A 19,704-nucleotide genomic window follows, 5' to 3' on the forward strand; every position below is an offset into this window, starting at 1 on the left:
TTATAATGATTTATATTGATATGAACTAAGTAATATAAATATAAATCAAATTGGAATTCACAAGGAGGAAGCCAAAAGAATGAAGACAGAAGGAAAATTGACGATACATACGCAGCAGCGTGGGGCGGAGTTAGGCGATCTATTCGGTATCTTCTTCGAGGATTTAAATCATGCGGCCGATGGTGGGCTTTACGCTGAACTAGTTCAGAACCGATCTTTTGAGTTCGACCCGATTGACCGGGCAGATTATCATGCGCTAATGGCTTGGGAGCCTGTAGAACGTGGAGCTGGAAAGGTAAAGATCTCTGTAGAAGACAGCAAGCCCTTAAATGATCGTAACCAACATTATGTTGCCATCGATATTGTGGCTGAAGGTGACGGCGTTGGCCTGATGAATCTAGGCTTTAACAGTGGTATTCCGGTAAAAGAAGGCGAGAATTATAACTTCTCGGTGTATGCCCGCCGGGAGACAAGCTTTGATGTGCCGCTTACCGTAAACATCGAAAGCACAGACGGCACCATTCTTGGTGAAGCGAAAATAGCCGTAAGCAGCTCTGAATGGACCCGATATGAAGCCGTTATCACAGCTAATAGCACAGACACAAGCAGTCGTCTTGTAATCGTTACCAAAGGTAGCGGGAAGGTATATCTGGATATGGTTTCCCTATTTCCTGAGAAGACCTTTAAGAATAGACCCGGAGGCATGCGTGAAGATATTTCGCTGCTGCTCGCTGATTTAAAACCTAAATTTATGCGGTTCCCAGGAGGATGTCTGGTGCATGACGGTTCCTTGGATCCAGATGACAGAGACTCCATGTACAGATGGAAGAATACGATTGGGGATGTTGCACAGAGACCGGCAAGACGCAATAACTGGTCGTATAATCAGACACTTGGGTTAGGTTATTATGAATATTTTCAGTTCTGTGAGGATATTGGAGCTAAGCCGATCCCCGTTCTTCCGGGCGGCTATGACCCGCATCATAAACGGATGGTACCGCTGGATGAATTAACGCCTTGGATTGAGGATGCTTTGGATTTAATTGAATTCGCCAAGGGGGATTCTTCCACGAAGTGGGGAGGCATTCGTGCAGAACTGGGTCACCCCGAGCCTTTTGGGCTGGAGTATGTCGGCATTGGGAATGAAGAGGTAGGCGCACCCTTTTTCGAGAGATATCCTTACTTTCATCAAGCCATTAAAGCAAAATATCCGGAAATCAAGGTCATTAATTCTAGCGGCCCGTTCTCTGCCGGTCAGGAATATGAACGAGGCTGGACGTCGGCAAAAGAGAACAATTCGGACCTCGTAGACGAGCATTATTACTGTACACCTGAATGGTTCCTGGCTAATCATCATCGTTATGATGACTTCAAAGCGGATGAGCCAAAGGTATTCCTCGGTGAATATGCTTCATGGGGCAATACCTATTACAATGCATTGGTGGAAGCAGCATTTATGACAGGTCTGCAAAATAATGCCCATGCCGTTGGCTTAGCTTGTTATGCTCCAATGCTCTGTAATGTGGATTATATCAACTGGAAGCCGGACCTGATCTGGTTCAATAATCATGAAGTGTACGGCACGGCAAACTATTATGTGCAAAAGCTATTCATGAACCATCAGGGAGATCATTTGCTGAAGATGGAAGCAGATGGCTTCACGGCACCGAAGGAAAGCAGAAAGGAAGCGATCACTGGAGCCGTCAGTTTCGGTGTGGATGCCTCCGCTGCTCGTTTCTCCGAGATCACATTAGTCAACAATCTTACGGGAGAAGTGAAGACGTACTCTGACTTATCAGAGGAAGTCTCAAATCTGCCTGACCCTGCTCAGAATAGAACGGCTAAACGGATACTAGAGCTTGGTGAGACAGAGTGGGAAAACTATACTTTGCATTTTAAGGCTACACGAACCGCAGGAAATAAAGGGTTTATCTTCTATTTTGGTAAAGCGGATGATCAGAATCATTTGTACTGGGAGCTGGGTGGCTGGCAGAATCAGGATTCGATTGTGGCCTCAATTATCAACGGAAGAAATTCTGTTCTGACGCATACTATGTTTACGGTTGAAACAGATGTAGAATACGATCTTAAGTTAGAAGTGGTGGGCAGACAAATCCGTACTTTTATTAACGGAGAACTGGTGAATGAGACAGAAGATAAACTTCCGGTCATCGAACCGTTGTATTACACGGCAAGTGTGGAAGAATTAACGGGGGATATTATCCTCAAGACAGTAAACGTACAAGAGAATAGTGTTTCTGCTGAGGTTGCACTGGAATCTTTGGCAAAAGAAGCACTGACCATCGAAGTCTATGAAATGTCGGGATACCAGCTTGAGGACGAAAATAACTTTGAGAATAAGCAGCAGGTCTCTCCGAAACAAACCAGCTTTAAGACAGAAGGAAGCAGCTTTAGTTATGAGTTTCCGAAGCAATCCGTGACAATTTTCAGAATAAAATAACGAAGACGCCCCCATGAATCTATAGCTTATTAAAAATTCATGGGGGCATTTCTATGACTAATTACAAGTTAACTTAGCCGTTCACCCGCAGACGAATCACATTCCAGGAAGCTTTTGCGAGAAGGGCTTTTACATGTCCACCCTCAACAACGGCTTTGCCTTGACTAGGCATCACGTTATGAGGATTGGATTTGGTATTTACAGCTTTAATATCTTCATGTTCCAGTACAATATGCTCAATAATGTTTACGGAACTGAAGCTGCGCAGATCCACGTCGAGCTCTAGTCCTTCGGATAAATGGCGGTTTACAGCGAAGACGGTTACTTCATTCAGCTCCTCGTTGTATACACTAATGGCTTCCAAGTAAGGCACATCAGTGAAATCTTTGGAATCGTATTTAGGGCTGGAAATCAGCGGGTGAAGTACGGTTCCACGACCATAAAGGGAAGCATGCAGGTACGGATAATAAGTAGTCTGCAGCCAAAGCGGTCCGCCATTTTCAGTCATAATTGGGGCGATAACATTGATCAGCTGCGCTAAGCAGGCCATTTTCACACGATCAGCATGCTTCAACAATGAAATAAGACAGCAGCCCACAACGAGTGCATCTTCAAGTGTGTAGACATCTTCGAATTCTGGCGGTGCGATCTGCCAGTGTTGTTCGGCACGGCTGCTGCCTTGTGATTTCCATACATTCCATTCATCCAGTGACAGATTAATTTTCTTTTTGCTCTTTTTCTTCGCTTGAACATAATCACAGGTGGCAGCCACACTGCTGATGAAATGATCCAAATCCATGGAGCGGGCTAGGAAGTTAGGCGTGTCGTCATTGTTGTTATTGTAGTACGTATGCAGTGATAAATAATCTACATTATCATAAGAAAGATCAAGCACGGTAGCTTCCCACTCGGCAAAAGTGTCCATGCCGCTGCCGGAGCTGCCACAAGCCACAAGCTCAAGCGTTGGATCGACCCAGCGCATAGCTTTTGCAGTTTCGTTCGCTAAGCGGCCATATTCGACCGCGGTTTTAGCTCCAATCTGCCACGGACCATCCATTTCATTTCCGAGACACCAGGTCTTAAAAGCGTGAGGCTCTTTATACCCATGAGAGATCCGCAGGTCACTGTAGTAGGAGCCGGAAGGATGATTGCAGTACTCTACTAGATTTCTAGCTGCATCGATACCGCGTGTTCCAAGGTTAACTGCCATCATGACTTCGCTGCCTACGAGCTTAGCCCAATCTGCAAATTCGTTGGTACCGACTTGATTTGTTTCAGTGGTCCACCAAGCTAGTTCAAGAGATTGCTTGCGTTCATGCTTGGGTCCAACCCCATCTTCCCAATTGTAACCGGATACAAAGTTTCCTCCAGGATAACGGATGATAGGAACGTTTAAGGCACGAATCGCTTCGATGGCATCGTTCCGAAAACCATTCTGATCCGCAGTAGGGTGACCCGGGTCATAAATCCCACCGTAAACTGCTCTTCCTAAATGTTCGATAAATGAGCCGTAGATTCGCGGGTCTACTTCAGCTAGTCTGAAATCTTTGTCAATAATCATTGTCGATTTAATCGGCATGAGTGTACAGCTCCCTCTAGTTGAATTAATGATTTAACTAATTAAGTAATTGTTTTATGATTACATGATACTGATTTTCGCTTATAATAAGCAATGAATTAATTTAGGATTCGTTAAAATACTAATTCAATAAGCATAGGAGACGTTGAAATGTACTTAACCACAGATTCTGAATCCTTGCAGGTGTATGAAGCGCTGGCAAGTGAAGTTAGGCTGCGAATTATTGAACTTCTGGACCGCAGAGAGATGCACATCAAAGAGCTGGCAGCGGAGCTCTATCTTAGTAGTGCAATTGTTAGTACTCATGTAGCAAAGCTGCAAAAAGCAGGCCTGATCAGTTCTAAAATGAGACGAGTAAATGGAGGGACCTATAAATATTGTTCTTTGTCTGCGAATTACCTGCAGATTAAATTATCGGGCTCCCGTGGAGTTGCCAGAAAGGTGGTTGAGGTGTCTATCCCTGTAGGGCAATATACCGATATTCAGGCTTTACCTACCTGCGGGATTGCTACTACTGAGAAACTGATCGGCTATTATGATGATCCGCGTTATTTTCTGGACCCGGAACGGGTGAATGCCGGCATAGTATGGTTTGCGAAAGGTTCTATCGAGTACAAGATTCCAAATTATCTATTTCAAGATCAAGTGGTGCAGGAGATTGAGATTTCGCTGGAAATAGGTTCTGAAGCTCCACATGTAAATGAGAAGTGGCCGTCGGATATTGGCTTTATGATGAATGGACAGGATTTAGGAAAATGGACCAGTCCGGGCGACTTTGGCCTTACTAGAGGACGATTAAATCCCATTTGGTGGCGTTCAGATGTTAACCAATATGGTTTGCTGAAGGTTCTGCGGATTAATGCAGGTGGAACCTTTGTGGATGGGCAGCAAATTTCAGATATTACCCTGGAAGATGTACGAGTAGAGCAGGATCAGTGGACCTTTCGTTTAACGGCAGAGAATAGCGGACGGAGAAGAGGCGGACTAACCATATATGGCCGCGGGTTTGGGAATTACGAGCAAGACATTATGTTTAGAGTGTATTACGAATGATTTCGAGTTTGCAGGTAAGGAGGTTTATAAGATTCTGTAGAAAATTTAAGCTTGTGTACCAATTATTACCTCTGATAAAATAAAAATAAAAAATATATTGTAATGAAAACGTTTTTATGTTAATTTAAATCTATAAAAACGTTTTTATTCGTAAAGGAAGATTGAATCATTATGGAAAAGGTAACGATCAAAGATGTTGCCAGAGAGGCTGGAGTCTCCATTTCTACGGTTTCCAACGCGTTAAATGACGTAGATGTATTGAACCCGGAGACGAAATCACATGTTCTTAAGGTTGCGAAGCGATTAAATTATGTTCCTAACCTGAACGGTAAGCTCCTTAGGAACGGGAAAACCAAAATGCTGGGTTTTTTCACAACAAGTGTGTCGGGTCCATACTTCTATAAGCTGGTTGAGTCCATGTCGCGTGAATGTGATCGGCTAGGTTACGGGCTGAATGTATTTGTTACCAAGGATAAACAAGTGATTATGAGCAATATTCTAGGCCGGCGAGTGGATGGTGTTATTATCTACGAAGAGCTGAGAATAGACGAAGAAGAAATTGCCGCAATGGTGAAAGACAAGATCAAGGCTGTATTTTTGGATCGGCCGCTTAAGAACGACACAATGGGAAGCGTGATTTTTGATTCCTTTGAAGCGGGGTTTGAAGCGACCAAATATTTAATCAGTCTAGGGCATAAAAAGATTGCTTACATATCTGGTGTGGATGAGATGTACGACAGTGTTCAGCGGAGAGAAGGATACTTAGCTGCTTTGCGTCAGTACCAGCTACCCACGCATGAAGAGTATATTATACAAGGATATTTTGAAGAAGAAAGCACTTACAATGCTATAAAATCTTTCCTTCATTATAGTCCTGATAAAATACCTGATGCCTTCTTGGCAGGGAACGACTTGAGTGCGATTGGATGTATTCAAGCTTTGAAATCGCATGGATACGAAGTTCCGCTAGATGTTAGCGTTATGGGGTTTGATGATATTGATATTGCGCAGTATTTCTCACCGCCTTTAACTACTGTAAGAAATCAAATTGCTAGACAGGGTATTTTGGCTATTAATCACCTAGTTCGCATGATCCAGAAGAAGGAACAGGGCGAGATGATGAAATTGGCGGGTGAATTAGTCGTAAGAGGTTCTAGTCAAGTAAAGATTGGTCGGTAAGAACACATATATGTAATGGGTTCAAGATTTCACCCGATCATTTTTTAAAATTTTGTTGTTTTGGGAGGGTTTTTTTTTCAAAAAAATAAAAACGTTTTTATTGTTTGGGGATCATGATTTGGAGGGGAGAAGAAAAAGTGGATAAATTAGCCGTAGTGCCAACAAACGGAAAGAATCCAATGAGCGGGAAAAAGCCTATGGGGCAGAGGGTCAAAGAATTTGTAATTGATTACAAGAGACAATGGGAAATTCAATCCATGGTCATCCCGGGAATTATTTTTATGATTATCTTTTGTTTTATTCCGATTTACGGATTGACGATTGCTTTTAAAAGCTACACCGTAATTGATACGCTCGATTCTGCACCTTGGGTAGGGCTCGATAATTTCAGAATTATTTTATCTGATAAATATTTTTGGGACGCTGTAGTCAATACATTAGGGATCAGCTTTCTGAAATTAGCCATAGGGTTTGTTATTCCTATTATTTTATCCGTAATGATTTACGAGTTAAGTGGTGGACGCTTTAAAAAGATAGTGCAAACCATCTCTTATTTACCACACTTTTTGTCCTGGATCGTTCTCGGCGGGATGCTGATTGCCTGGTTTTCCTCATCCGGTATGTTTAATGAGATTATGCTCAGTCTGGGACTGATTTCGAAACCGGTAAATATTTTGCTTGATGCGAATAAATACTGGTGGATTGCAACGTTATCCGATATTTGGAAAGAGGCTGGTTGGGGAACGATTCTCTACTTAGCCATTATGTCGAAAATTGATCCTACTTATTATGAGGCTGCCAAAATAGATGGCGCAAGCCGTATGAGACAAATTTGGAATATCACACTTCCTAACATGAAACCGATTATCAGTTTAAATCTGATTCTCACTGTAAGCGGTTTATTAGGATCAAATCTGGATCAAACCCTGGTATTGATGAATTCTCAGAACCGCGTTAAGGCGGAGGTCATTAATTCTTATGTATATCGTATGGGTATGACGCAAGGTGACTTCTCTTATGCTACTGCTGTTGGTTTAGGTGTCTCCATCGTTTCAGTCATCCTACTGATTAGCGCCAACAAAGTATCCAGTAAATTAAATGATAATCAATCAGTTCTGTAGAAGGAGGCATTTCAGTGAATCGTACGGTGGCTAAAGAAGATCTTGATAGTCGAATCTTTAATACCTTAAATATTATCCTGCTCTGTATTTGTACAATCATTATTGTCGTTCCTTTATGGAATGTAGTCATATCCTCTCTAAGCTCGGGCAAGGCGCTTGCAGAAGGCGGATTCATATTTTGGTCTCCAGAGTTCTCCTTGGAGAATTATCGTGCTGTATTTCAAGATGAGACCATTGGTTTAGCATTCGTAGTATCGCTTGCCAAAACATTTATTGGTGTCATTACCCACGTATTCTTTTGTGCCATGATCGGTTATGGCTTGAGTAAGAAATACATACGTGGACGTAAGCTGTATGTTGCCATGGGTGTAATCACTATGTTTTTCTCTGGTGGAATGATCCCTACGTATTTATTGATTAAATCATTAGGCCTCTTAAACAGCTTCTGGGTTTATATTATCCCGGCCTTGTTCAGTTATTATGATGTAGTTATTCTAATGAACTTCTTCAGAAATGTACCGGATTCACTTGAAGAGTCAGCCAAAATTGATGGTGCAGGTGATTGGCGCATTTTCCTAAAAATCTTTATCCCTCTTTCCATGCCGGCTATGGCCACCATTGCGTTATTTAACGGGGTTGGGCAGTGGAACGACTTTATGACTACCAAGTTATATATTACCGATCAATCGCTCTACCCGCTGCAGATGAAGCTCTATGAAATTATTGTTCAGTCGCAAACACAATCCATGCAAAATGTGGGTGGATCTGCGATTATCGAAACTACGACTAAAGGGGTTCAACTAGCAACAATTGTCATTACAACTTTGCCGATTGTTGTGATGTATCCAATATTACAGAGGTACTTTATCTCAGGCATGATGATGGGGGCGGTGAAGGAATAGTAAGTAAATCTCCAAGTAGTGAATGCTTACAAAACATTTTAGGGGGAAACAAAAGATGAACAAAGCATTTGGGAAAAAAGGACTCAAACTTTGTACGGCACTTATGGCTGTTGTATTAGTATTTACAGGTTGTGGATCGAAAGGTAATTCTGACAGCTCCAGTAAAGAGTTAAGCTCCATTGAAGGCCGTTATACTATAGATCCGGAAACACCGGCATGGAAGTTGGATACAAAAAAAGAGACAACAGATCTGACTTGGTACGTGAATGCAGACTGGTGGAATACTGATTTCGGAAAAGACCTTGTCACCAAGAAAATTAAAGAGGATTTAAACATCAACATTAAATTCATTACAGGCGATGACACTAAGCTGAACACGATTTTTGCCGGCGGTGAAATGCCAGACCTGTTGACTATTTTTGATTCCAACTCTCCAGTCGTACAAAAAGCTGCTACATGGGCATTGCCTTTAAATGATCTGGCAGATAAATATGATCCGTATTTCAATAAAGTTGCAGAAAAAGATACGATGAACTGGTTCCAGTTAGCAGATGGCAAGACCTATGGATACCCTAACTATTCCAATACGCAAAACGATTATGATAGCGGTAACATCCCTGCTAAAACAGCCTTTGTCATCCGTAAGGATGTTTACGAGGCCATTGGAAAACCAAGCTTTGGAACTCCTGAAGAATTCAAGAGCGTTATGCAACAAATCAAAAAACAATTCCCGGACATGATTCCTTTTGGTTTTAACTCCATTGGTTCAGGCACTGGTTCTTTGGGAGATGTATTGGAGGACTTCATCGGAGTGCCGATGGAAACTGAAAATGGCGAATTCTACAACCGTAATCTGGATGAGGATTACTTGACTTGGTTGAAAACGTTAAATGAAGTCTACAGAAATGGTGACATCAGTGATGACAGCTTTGCTGATGACGGTACTGCCTTTGAAGAAAAAGTGAAATCCGGTAAATATGCAACAATACTTTTGGATGGAACACCTCAACAAAGTGGTAACCTGCAAATCTTCATGACAGAAAATCCAGGCAAGGAATATATCGCTATTGATGGCCCACAAAGTACTGTTGGACATGAACCAACGTTGAATCAATCAGGAATTACAGGTTGGATGATTAGCTATGTTACTAAAAAGGCTAAGGACCCTGCCAAAGCGATTCAAATTTACACTTATTTGCTCAGCGACGAAGGACAAAAGCTCATGAACTACGGTATTGAAGGAGAAACCTATAAAGTTAACGACAGCGGTAAAATTGAATTCTTGCCTGAAATCAAAGACCTGCAATTAAATAATGCCGATAAATTCAAAAAAGATTACCGGATGGGCGAATTTATGTTCTTTGGACATGACCGTGATAAGGCGCTGAGTAACGACGCATTTGCAGATTCCATTAAACAAATGCAAGAGTGGGGCAAAGGAAAGCTAAAACCACACTTTATTCTTGAAAACATTAACCCGGCTCAAGGAACGCCTGAAGCTCGTAGTCTTACTGCAATTGATACTACTTGGAACACTACGCTTGTAAGTATGATCCGCGCTAAAGACGATGCTACATTCGACAGCACCTTGGCTGCTTACAAAGCATTTTTGAATGATAACAACTGGGATAAGATTGTAGAAGTTCGTTCTGAAAAAATGAAAAATAACAAAGAAAAATTAGGTCTTAAATAAGTTAGATAATAGAATGTGGCCCCTTCACTGGGGCCTCTTCATAGAAAGATGGAGGGAAACAACATGCCAGAGCTTAAAATTTATCAATCCACCGGGGAGAATACATTGTTTGTAGAGCAAAGTCTGCAACAATTAACTCCAATTGCTGATGCAGAGGCGACCACTACTGTAACTATTGACGAGAATCAAACCTTTCAGGAAATGGATGGCTTTGGAGCATCCTTTACGGATTCATCCGCTTATTTGATTAATCAAGTCCTGGACAACGAACAGAAAGAGGAAGTCATGAGCAAGCTTTTTGACGCACAAGATGGAATTGGTTTGTCCGTATTAAGAAATCCAATGGGGGCATCGGATTATGCTAGAGATATTTATAGCTATGACGATAGACCTGCACAGGAAACGGATACGGAATTAACCCACTTCTCTATCGCACATGATGAAGCAGACATTATCCCTTTGTTGCAACAAGCTCTGGAAATTAACCCTGAGATCAAACTGATGGCTTCTCCATGGAGTGCACCAGGTTGGATGAAGACTAGCGGATCGATGATTGCTGGAGAACTTAAACAAGAATATTATCAGGCTTATGCCGATTATTTTGTTCGATATATTCAAGCTTTTGAAGGGCACGGATTGCCAACTTATGCTGTAACACCACAGAACGAGCCTTTATTTGAACCAAAACACTACCCTAGTATGTTAATGTTGCCTGAGGCGCAAAAAGATTTCATTAAAAACTACCTGAAGCCAAGCTTTGTTAAGCATAACATCGCTACAAAAATTCTCTGCTACGACCACAACTGGGATCGTCCAGACTATCCGTTAACCGTGCTCGATTATGCAAAAGATGAAGTGGATGGTGTAGCTTGGCACTGGTATGGTGGCAATGCGTCAGCACAATCAGAGGTTCTGAAAGCTTTTGCTGATAAAGAAGTGCATTTTACAGAAGGTTCTGGTGGAGAATGGATTCCTCCGTTTGAACAAGCCTTCTCCAATGTAATGAGAACAGGGATTGATATTCTTAGAAATCATAGTAAATCCTTTGTGTTATGGAATATGGCCTTAGATGAAAAGAACGGCCCAACCGTACCGGGTTTTGGCAAAAGTACTTGTCGTGGTGTTGTGACAGTTAACCAAGAGACCAAGGAGCTTACGTATACGCTCGACTATTATGCGCTGGCACATTTCAGTAAATTTATTCGTCCGAAGGCTGTGCGTATTGACGCTTCAACCAATCAAGAAGTGATTCGTTCCGTAGCTTTTAAGAATACAGATAACTCTATTGCAGTTGTTCTGTTCAACGATAGTGAAAAGGCTGAGAATGTGGCTTTGAACTTGCCGGGAGCGGATGAATTATCTTTCCGTTTGGCGTCAAAAAGTGCTTTATCCATTCTGATAAAATAATTAGAGGACCAAAAAGACCAACTGCAATCCTAATAGGAACAGTTGGTCTTTATTGATTATTTATTTTACATTGTCGAAGTTTGGTTGTTTGAAGAAGTGAAGTGTTCTTTTTGTTTGTGAACAACTAAGGCAAGGATTAGAGTTAAGTTAAATAGAATAGCAAATGAAGCAAGAGTTAGAATGCAAATTGTGAAGACATTAGAGCCTTGGCTGGAGTATACCGTCTGACGGAATCCTTCAACAGCGTATGTCATCGGTAAATAAGGATGAATAACGTTGAAAAAGCCATTGGTAAGCTCCATTGGGAACGTACCGCCACTAGCTCCGAGTTGGAGTACGAGTAGAGCCATGGCCAAGAAGCGGCCCGGATTCCCAAGTGCAATCGTAAGAAGCATGACAAGGGACATAAATGTTATGGAAATCATGATGGAAAGTAGAATGAATTGCCCGATATGATCCACTTGGAGCCCCATACCTAGAATCATGATAACATCAAGCACTAATGCTTGAAATATGGCTTGAGCTAAACCAATGGAGAACTTACTGCCCCACCATGCGAAACCAGAAGTAGGTCGTATGGAAGGTGTATCTATTGGGAAAATCAAGTTAAATGCGAGACACCCCACAAACAATCCAAGAGCTAATACATATGGAGCTAATGAATGTCCATAATTCGGTACTATGCTTATCTGTTCTTGAGTTAAGTTAATAGGAGATGCTATCATTTCATAATTTGCAGTGGTTAATTGGTTATCCCCAATTTTTGCCGCGCCATCACTAAGTTTGGCAGAGAGTTCGGTAGAACCTGATTTTAAGGTTCCGAGACCTTCTTCAATCTTAACAGAACCCTCAGCAAGGGATTTAGAACCCTCACTAATATGAATAGCACCGTTTGAAAGTTGCCCTGCTGCTTCATTTAGTGCTGGAAGATTATTTGCTAGTGCACCTGTTCCTGCAACAAGAGTCTCAGCGCCAGCTTTAAGGGAGTTCGAATTTGCAGAAAGTTGTTCCGCTCCCGTAGTGATATGAACAGCACCATTGTTCAACTCGGTAATTCCAGCTGAGTATTTACTCACACCCTCAACAAAAGATGCGGAGCCAGTTTGGAACTGCTTTGTAGCATCAGATAGCTGGCTTGACCCTGCATTTATTAAGGTAAGACCTTCTGTTAATGATAGACTACCAACGTTTAATTGTGTAATTCCCTTAACTAAAGGCAAGATCTGTAGATTCAAGGTTGTAGTTCCTGTCATTAATTGAATGCTGCCCTGATAGATGTTAGTAAGCCCCGTATTCAAACCTGTTGCTCCAGGGATGAGTTGTAGCTCCAGACCTTGCTTAATCGCAGTATAGCCATTTATAATATCAATTGCTTTGGGATGAACTATGTTTACTGTCTGATTCAACTGATGTACCTGATCAGGAAGTGTGCCAAGTCCTCTTGCTAATGGGATCAGGTTATCCATTAATTGCGTTGATAAATTATTAAGATCTGTGGAAAGGCTCATGATGATTTGTTGTTGCGCAGTAGCTTGTTTGGTAAGTTCTTGTCCTACACTTTGTATAAGCTCCGTTTGTTCAGTGCTACTCAGTCCATTTTTAAAAGCATTCGTATCCTGAATAACGTTTATTGTACTTTGGTTATTGGTTGGAATAGTAGCACTTAAAGCGGAGATTGCAGACTGCATATTCGTAGAATTGCTACCCAAATCGGCAATCATAGCAGATATATCACTTCCGGCAGGAATCGATTTAGCAAGTTGATTTATAGCATTTTGAATATTGGTAAGTCCGTTAGTAAGCTGGGCAAGTTGCTCTTCAGTAGGAAGACCTCTATTCATTTGCTGTAAGCCTTGTTCTAATTCGTTACTACCTGCTGATAATTGTTTAATACCTTCGTTTAGATTATTTTGCCCAGTAACTAGCTTAGGGACACCATTTGCTTCATCTGTTAATTTTGCTGCATTAACCTGCAATTGCTTCAGACCATCACTGAGTGTTGTACTGCCCTCTAATGAAGCAGCTAAGCCATTATGCAAGCCCTCAATTCCAGGGGTGATTTTAGTAACTCCCTCACTTAGAGCGGTTGAACCACTAATAAGAGCTGAAGAACTATTGGATAACTGTGTCGCTCCGACTGAAAATTTATCCACCCCTGTTTTCAACGCATCAACACCAGCTGTGTATTCGTGAATGCCGTCATTCAACTGCAGAGCACCATCATTTAAAGCATTCGCGCCAGTCAGTACTTCACCAACAGCGATCTTCATTTGCTCTACACCGTCCTTGAAGGTCAATGAGCTGGAGGCGAGTTTTTGTAGATTGATGGATATATCCCCGCTACCCTGTTCTAATTGATCAATGCCTTCCGTAAGCATGTTTGATCCATCAGCAGCTTCGCTGAAACCATCTCCAAGCGTAGTGATTTGTGCAAAGATAGCTTTTGCATACTCTTGGGTAAGACTTGTTGCTACTGAAGATCTTATATTTGTTGCACCCTGTTTGGAAACTGCTTCGGCAAAAAAACTACGGCCCGGATTCGTTTTATAGATAAGATTCATTTCCTTTGGACTCTCGTCAAGAACAGTAGAAGCTCTATGGGAGAAATCTTCAGGCACAGTGATGACCATGTAATAATCGCCATTCTCTAGTCCGTTATCGGCATCCTCTTGAGTTACAAAATGCCACTGAAGATCATGATTATCCTTTAGCTCAGCCACAAGTTTGTCGCCAAGAGCTAAAGTTTGGCCTCCATACTCAGCAGGATTATCGAGATTAACTATAGCTACAGGCAGGTCCTCGGTTCTAGAATAGGGATCCCATACAGAACTGAGGAAGATGCCCCCATACATAATCGGAATAAACAGCATAACCACTATACTGACAAGTAATATTTTATTAGAAAAGAAATTTTTCCACTCATGTTTAATCATCTGCATGTTCTTTCATCTCTTTCGCTAAGAAATCTTTTAAGGATGTATTATTCCAGTCTAGGGAAGGAATCTGGGAAAGAGACATACTTTTCTTCAGAAGATCTGCAACGGTAAATTTAGAGAAATATGCTCTTAAAACATCGTTTGCTCCATTAAAGAGGTCATTAAGAACTTCTATCCCTTTAGAAGCATGTATACCATCTTCAAAAGCTTTCGTTAATAAATCATTGTCCGAGTAGATAGAGATTCGGCCTTCCATGGCTTCAATGATTTCAAGCCCTGTAATTTCCTCTGGACTTTTAGCAAGTGAAAATCCGCCGTTATTTCCGGGGATTGAGGTAACTAATTGTTTTACAACTAGTTTACGCATGATTTTCTTTAGATAAGATGGAGATACATCCAATCTTGCACTAATATGATCAGAAGCAAGTGGAGCTTTATTATCCTGAGTTGACAATAAAACAATGATACAAATGGCTTGTTCAACGCCTGCTGTTAATTTCATTTGATTATTCACCTCCTAAACTTAATAAATTTTAATGGGGATGTTAAATATCCATGATGGATATCGTTTATCTACAATAAAACATTTGGTGAAAAAATGCAACTATTAGTGTACAGAGAAATAAAAATGGCAGTCCAGAGCTGATGTTCAGCGTCTGGACTGCCATTTATTTTTTTGTGTAATTGGATTGCGAGTTCTAACGTTCTAAACGGTAACCACCGTGAAATACAGGACCCACATATTCATTAAACGCAAATCCATTACGAATGGCTGCGGAGACAAAATCTTTAGCTTTTGCAACAGCTTCATGAACCGTTAAGCCATTAGCTAGACCGCCTGTAATTGCTGCGGCAAAAGTACATCCAGCTCCATGATTGTGAGCGGGTTCGATTTTGGCTGTTTGGAATACAGTGTACTCAGAACCGTCGTAGAAGATATCAATCGCTTGATCACCGCCGAGTGCTTTGCCGCCTTTAACCACGACATTACGTGCACCGAGCTTATGAATCAGATGAGCAGCTTCTTTCATTTCCTCAAGGGTAGTAAGTTTGCCAAGACCTGAAAGAACACCTGCTTCAAACAAGTTTGGGGTGACCACAGTTGCTAGTGGTAGCAATAAGTCACGAATAGCCTCAGCGCTGTCAGGGTTCAAGACTTCATCTTCACCCTTGCACACCATAACTGGATCAATAACTACATTAGTCTGAAGATTTTCTTTGATCGCTTGCTCAGCAACGCGCACAATTTCAACACTTCCAAGCATACCTGTCTTCATGGCATTAACCGGGCCACCAGCGAAAATAGTTTTTAACTGCTCAGCAACAATGGAGGCATCAATTGGATAAACATTATGGTGCCAGCCGTTGTCCGGGTCCATAGTAACGATAGTGGTCAAGGCACTAAAGCCGTAGGTACCATACTCTTCAAATGTTTTTAGATCCGCTTGGATGCCTGCGCCACCACTGGAGTCGCTGCCTGCAATAGTTAGAGTTTTAATAATTTGAGTCATGGTTACGTCCCCTTTATATATGTCTGAATTCATAAACAACGCATTGCATTGATTATAACAAAAAATAGCACCTACGTCTTTCTAAAAGCAAGAGCAAGGTTGAAAATACCTTCCTCTAAAAATTCCCACCCTTAGTCCAGCTTCTCTGCGTTTGGGTCAGCAATGAAGAGCGGTCCATGATTATCTGTAAAGAACTTCATGAGGGTCTCCACTACTTCCTGCTGTGGGGATGTTTGAGCTTGATGTATTCCGATACTGCGGAATAAATAACCCCATTCTCCCTTATCGTAATAGGCAGCACCCTCGTCTTGATAGCCATTCGCGTCTGCTTGAAGCGTATATCTCACCGTTCTTGCTTCAGCTCCTGCAGTACCTAAAATATGCTGTTCGCTAAACTTAAGCGGATTATTAATGGTAAATCCCAGCGCGTCAGCCCATTGGGCTTTTTCCGGGAAATAGGCTCCGATTGCAGTGATAGCACAGCCTATACAAGTCCAAGCCGTATCTGAATAGTTCATGTTTTGTTCCGGATGGTTCGGATCCTGAAAGGTAACTCCATAAGAACCGTTAGCGCCGACAACCGCGGTAGCCTGCCATCCGGCAGGAGCGAGTAGAAGATAACCTCCACCGATATCAGGGCGGTAGACCAGCGTTGCTTCTACTTGGTTTTTCATGTCTTGAGATAAAGCAAAGGTCATTTCAGGTATGGGGGGTATTTCTGTGTTTACATATTCGCTGCCACTATCAATATTTAGCTGCGCGAGCGTGGTATGCAGTGGAATGATGACCTGCCCATTATCGGGATCACTGCTAGGAAATTCGAGCATTTTTTGAGTGGAGCTGGGTTCGTTATCTGCTTCATTATTAGTTTGTGCGTTGGTGGACGGGGGTGGTGTGGTGGGCGTTCCCCAGTCGAGCCCTTTATATCCAATCAGCAGCACTAGTACAATTACGACGCACAATATTGAAGTTAAGATCCAGCTGTTTCTAACACCTCTTCGTTTGGATTTCATATATTTTGTACCTCCTTTGATCTTACTTATATAGACCTAAGAATGGAGTGGAAAGTTTCTTACATAACCTTTATATTTCTGAAGTTCTTCATGATCGGGCGGGATAGAGAGGGAGTCCGTTTCTTAAACCCTGCATATCAATATAGAAAGAATTTCAAACAAAGCGTGTAGGAGGGCGAGTATGGTTACGATTAGTTTATGTATGATAGTACGAAATGAAGAAAAAAGCTTGCACCGATGTTTATCTACCATTGCAAGTCTCGTAGATGAAATTGTTATCGTGGATACAGGCTCGACGGATAAAACAAAAGAGATTGCGTTGTCCTTCGGAGCTGTAATTTATGATTTTGAATGGATTGATAATTTTAGTGCCGCACGTAATTTTGCCTTTAGCAAAGCTACTCAGGAGTACATTTTGTGGCTTGATGCGGATGATTATATAAAGGAAGAGGATCAGATTCTTTTAAAAAAACTAAAAGAAATCCTGCCGGGACATATTCACAGTGTGAACATGCAATATAATCTGGCTTTTGACGAAGCGGGAAATGTCACAGCTAGTTTACGCCGCAACAGGCTGGTTCGGCGCAGCTGCAACTTTCAATGGATCGGGCCTGTTCATGAGTATTTAGAGGTAAGTGGTCCTTCTTTTAGTAGTGATGTCTGCATCACACATGAGAAAGATAAGGAATACACAGATCGTAATTTGCGGATTTATCAAAAACGTGTTGCACAGGGTGAAGTATTTTCGCCGAGAGACCAGTATTATTATGCGAATGAATTAAGGGATCATGCTATAAATGAAGAGGCTTGCAAATACTATGAGATTTTCTTAGCGGGTGGGCAGGGCTGGATTGAAGATAATTTCCAGGCTTGCCTAAAGCTTGCCGAATGCCGGGAACGGCTGGGGGATAAAGAAGGTGCATTTGAAGCGTTATGTAAAACCTTGCAGTATGATAAACCACGTTCAGAGTTCTGTTGCCGACTGGGGTCACTTCTGCTGGATAAAGGCCAGTTGCATCCAGCCGCATACTGGTATGAGCTAGCGATTAAGCTACCGCGGGATAACGATTCGATGGGGATGAAGAATGGGATCTTTTATACCTGGCTGCCGCATCTTCAATTGGCACTTTGTTATGATCGTCTCGGCCAACACGAGAAGGCGAATCATCACAATGAAACGGCGTTGAGTTTTTATCCATCCCATCCTAGTATGTTATACAATCGCACCTATTTCAAAAATCGGCTTGGTGATAAATATGTAGCGCTTCAGGCTTAATTTAGTAAAAGAGATGCCCCGGCCGTTCTGATTATGACTGCTGGGGTATTTATGTGTTTTTTGGAGCTTGCAAGATTACTGGCGGTGGGGAAGCTTCCCGTGATCCCCGGCAAGCTTCGCTGATTGGCTACAGATTTCCGCGTACGAAGTAGCTATCGGACCCAGCTGACCTTAAACGCTGCTTTATGGCACATTTGGAATTCTAACGGACCGCATAGTCGCTATTGACCAGAAACACACTCGATTTGGAGCAATATCTCAGGAATAGCTGCACTGGAGTCCGAAACTGTGCTCAAAAGGCGATAAATGGGCAAACAGCGTCATCTGGGTCCGGAAGCACCTGGGGCGGGTGGTTACTGGATGTAAGAGTGAGGCGGATAGTTACTGGTGGTCTTGGGATTTTCTATGATCCCCGGCAAGCTTCGCAGATTCGATTAGATTTCCGCGTACGAAGTAGCTATCGGACTCAGTTGACCTTAAACGTTGCTTTATGCCACATTTGGAATTCTAACGGACCGCATAGTCGCTATTGACCAGAAACACACTCGATTTGGAGCAATATCTCAGGAATAGATGCACTGGAGTCCGAAACTGTGCTCAAAAGGCGATAAATGGGCAAATAGCGTCATCTGGGTCCGGAAGCACCTGGGGCGGGTGGTTACTGGATGGTTACTGGATGTAAGAGTAAGGTCGGGGTAAATGATTCCCGGTAGTGTAGGAGTAAAGGCGTGGCGGATGATTACTGGGTGTAAGAGTAAGGTATGAGGGGTAAGATTCCCGGTAGCGTAGGAGTAAAGGATTGGCGGATGATTACTGGGTGTAAGAGTAAGGTATGAGGTGTAAGATTCCCGGTAGCGTAGGAGTAAAGGATTGGCGGATAATTACTGTGTGTAAGAGTGAGGCGGATAGTTACTGGTGGTGTTGGGCTTTTCTTTGATCCCCGGCAATCTTCGCGGATTGGCTCCAGATTTCCGCGTACGAAGTAGCTATCGGACCCAGCTGACCTTAAACGCTGCTTTATGCCACATTTGGAATTCTAACGGACCGCATAGTCGCTATTGACCAGAAACACACTCGATTTGGAGCAATATCTCAGGAATAGCTGCACTGGAGTCCGAAACTGTGATCAAAAGGCGATAAATGGGCAAATAGCGTCATCTGGGTCCGGAAGCACCTTGGGCGGTGGTTACTGGATGTAAGAGTAAGGTCGCCGGTAGTGTAGGAGAAAAGGCGTGGCGAATAATTACTGGATGTAAGAGTAAGGTCAGGGGTGTAAGATTCCCGGTAGCGTAGGAGAAAAGGCGTGGCGAATAATTACTGGATGTAAGAGTAAGGTCAGGGGTGTAAGATTCCCGGTAGCGTAGGAGTAAAGGCGTGGCGGATGATTACTGAGCGTAAAAGTAAGCTCGGAGTAAATGACTCCGGCAGCGTAGGTGTAAAGGTGCGGTGGATGATTATTGAGCGGAAGAGTAAGCTCGGCGTAAATAACTCCGGTAGCGTAGGAGTAAAGGCGTGGCGTATGATTACTGGGCGCAAGAGTAAGCTCGTAGGTGGAGCATTATCAGCAGCGTAG

Annotated in this window: 14 protein-coding genes; 9 read left to right on the forward strand and 5 right to left on the reverse strand. The window is 42.5% G+C overall.

The annotated features are described in order from the left end of the window. Positions 1-79 precede the first annotated feature (79 nt). A complete protein-coding gene (locus MHH60_RS14490) occupies positions 80-2,461 on the forward strand; it encodes an alpha-L-arabinofuranosidase C-terminal domain-containing protein (protein WP_076133474.1) in 2,382 nt (793 codons plus the stop codon). Between the two features lie 73 nt (positions 2,462-2,534). Here the strand turns inward: MHH60_RS14490 and arfA are convergent, their stop codons facing one another. Beyond that, positions 2,535-4,040 (reverse strand): arabinosylfuranosidase ArfA, encoded by a 1,506-nt coding sequence (gene arfA / locus MHH60_RS14495; RefSeq protein WP_076100772.1) that lies wholly within the window; start codon positions 4,038-4,040, stop codon positions 2,535-2,537. A gap of 150 nt (positions 4,041-4,190) precedes the next feature. Here arfA and MHH60_RS14500 point away from each other — a divergent pair, with 150 nt between their 5' ends. The 6 genes from MHH60_RS14500 (at position 4,191) to MHH60_RS14525 (ending at position 11,395) form a co-directional block, all read left to right on the forward strand. Continuing rightward, positions 4,191-5,093 carry an ArsR/SmtB family transcription factor gene (locus MHH60_RS14500; protein ID WP_076100771.1) on the forward strand — a complete coding sequence of 301 codons (903 nt, stop codon included), beginning with the start codon at positions 4,191-4,193 and terminating at the stop codon, positions 5,091-5,093. Positions 5,094-5,264: 171 nt separating this feature from the next. Then, positions 5,265-6,272, forward strand: coding sequence for a LacI family DNA-binding transcriptional regulator (locus MHH60_RS14505; protein ID WP_036689737.1), 1,008 nt, complete (start codon positions 5,265-5,267; stop codon positions 6,270-6,272). A gap of 179 nt (positions 6,273-6,451) precedes the next feature. Continuing rightward, on the forward strand, positions 6,452-7,393 hold the full coding sequence (locus tag MHH60_RS14510) for an ABC transporter permease (protein ID WP_036689816.1): 942 nt from the start codon (positions 6,452-6,454) through the stop codon (positions 7,391-7,393). Between the two features lie 14 nt (positions 7,394-7,407). Then, a complete protein-coding gene (locus MHH60_RS14515; RefSeq protein ID WP_036689738.1) occupies positions 7,408-8,295 on the forward strand; it encodes a carbohydrate ABC transporter permease in 888 nt (295 codons plus the stop codon). A gap of 55 nt (positions 8,296-8,350) precedes the next feature. Continuing rightward, complete coding sequence (locus MHH60_RS14520) at positions 8,351-9,988, forward strand: sugar ABC transporter substrate-binding protein (RefSeq protein ID WP_076133472.1); 1,638 nt, start codon at positions 8,351-8,353, stop codon at positions 9,986-9,988. 63 nt (positions 9,989-10,051) lie between these two features. Continuing rightward, a complete protein-coding gene (locus tag MHH60_RS14525; protein WP_076133470.1) occupies positions 10,052-11,395 on the forward strand; it encodes a glycoside hydrolase family 30 protein in 1,344 nt (447 codons plus the stop codon). Between the two features lie 65 nt (positions 11,396-11,460). Here MHH60_RS14525 and MHH60_RS14530 read toward each other — a convergent pair whose 3' ends face one another. The 4 genes from MHH60_RS14530 to MHH60_RS14545 all read right to left on the reverse strand — a co-directional run bounded on the left by MHH60_RS14530 (position 11,461) and on the right by MHH60_RS14545 (position 16,855). Next, the gene (locus tag MHH60_RS14530) at positions 11,461-14,334 is read right to left on the reverse strand and encodes a YhgE/Pip domain-containing protein (protein WP_076133468.1); all 2,874 of its coding nucleotides are present in this window, start codon (positions 14,332-14,334) and stop codon (positions 11,461-11,463) included. After that, positions 14,321-14,833, reverse strand: a complete 513-nt coding sequence (locus MHH60_RS14535; RefSeq protein WP_076133466.1) for an Rrf2 family transcriptional regulator — start codon at positions 14,831-14,833, stop codon at positions 14,321-14,323. Before MHH60_RS14535 ends, MHH60_RS14530 begins: the two co-directional genes overlap by 14 nt. Positions 14,834-15,029: 196 nt before the next feature. Next, entirely contained in the window at positions 15,030-15,842 is an 813-nt protein-coding gene (gene thiD, locus MHH60_RS14540) for a bifunctional hydroxymethylpyrimidine kinase/phosphomethylpyrimidine kinase (RefSeq protein WP_076133464.1), read from the reverse strand. Between the two features lie 131 nt (positions 15,843-15,973). Continuing rightward, positions 15,974-16,855: a DUF4850 domain-containing protein gene (locus tag MHH60_RS14545; RefSeq protein ID WP_076133462.1), complete on the reverse strand. Its 882-nt coding sequence runs from the start codon at positions 16,853-16,855 to the stop codon at positions 15,974-15,976. Positions 16,856-17,036: 181 nt separating this feature from the next. Here MHH60_RS14545 and MHH60_RS14550 point away from each other — a divergent pair, with 181 nt between their 5' ends. Then, positions 17,037-18,131, forward strand: coding sequence for a glycosyltransferase (locus MHH60_RS14550; RefSeq protein ID WP_076133460.1), 1,095 nt, complete (start codon positions 17,037-17,039; stop codon positions 18,129-18,131). 1,381 nt (positions 18,132-19,512) lie between these two features. Then, positions 19,513-19,704 carry a hypothetical protein gene (locus tag MHH60_RS14555; RefSeq protein WP_076138879.1) on the forward strand — a complete coding sequence of 64 codons (192 nt, stop codon included), beginning with the start codon at positions 19,513-19,515 and terminating at the stop codon, positions 19,702-19,704.

The organism is Paenibacillus sp. FSL H7-0716 (assembly GCF_038002705.1).
Lineage (GTDB): Bacteria > Bacillota > Bacilli > Paenibacillales > Paenibacillaceae > Paenibacillus_AQ > Paenibacillus_AQ odorifer.

Coding starts and splice junctions, on each gene's coding strand:
- MHH60_RS14490 (WP_076133474.1), top strand. CDS start 80: ATGAAGACAGAAGGAAAATTGACGATACATACGCAGCAGCGTGGGGCG.
- MHH60_RS14505 (WP_036689737.1), top strand. CDS start 5,265: ATGGAAAAGGTAACGATCAAAGATGTTGCCAGAGAGGCTGGAGTCTCC.
- thiD (WP_076133464.1), bottom strand. CDS start 15,842: ATGACTCAAATTATTAAAACTCTAACTATTGCAGGCAGCGACTCCAGT.
- arfA (WP_076100772.1), bottom strand. CDS start 4,040: ATGCCGATTAAATCGACAATGATTATTGACAAAGATTTCAGACTAGCT.
- MHH60_RS14510 (WP_036689816.1), top strand. CDS start 6,452: ATGAGCGGGAAAAAGCCTATGGGGCAGAGGGTCAAAGAATTTGTAATT.
- MHH60_RS14520 (WP_076133472.1), top strand. CDS start 8,351: ATGAACAAAGCATTTGGGAAAAAAGGACTCAAACTTTGTACGGCACTT.
- MHH60_RS14545 (WP_076133462.1), bottom strand. CDS start 16,855: ATGAAATCCAAACGAAGAGGTGTTAGAAACAGCTGGATCTTAACTTCA.
- MHH60_RS14550 (WP_076133460.1), top strand. CDS start 17,037: ATGGTTACGATTAGTTTATGTATGATAGTACGAAATGAAGAAAAAAGC.
- MHH60_RS14525 (WP_076133470.1), top strand. CDS start 10,052: ATGCCAGAGCTTAAAATTTATCAATCCACCGGGGAGAATACATTGTTT.
- MHH60_RS14500 (WP_076100771.1), top strand. CDS start 4,191: ATGTACTTAACCACAGATTCTGAATCCTTGCAGGTGTATGAAGCGCTG.
- MHH60_RS14535 (WP_076133466.1), bottom strand. CDS start 14,833: ATGAAATTAACAGCAGGCGTTGAACAAGCCATTTGTATCATTGTTTTA.
- MHH60_RS14530 (WP_076133468.1), bottom strand. CDS start 14,334: ATGCAGATGATTAAACATGAGTGGAAAAATTTCTTTTCTAATAAAATA.
- MHH60_RS14555 (WP_076138879.1), top strand. CDS start 19,513: ATGATTACTGAGCGTAAAAGTAAGCTCGGAGTAAATGACTCCGGCAGC.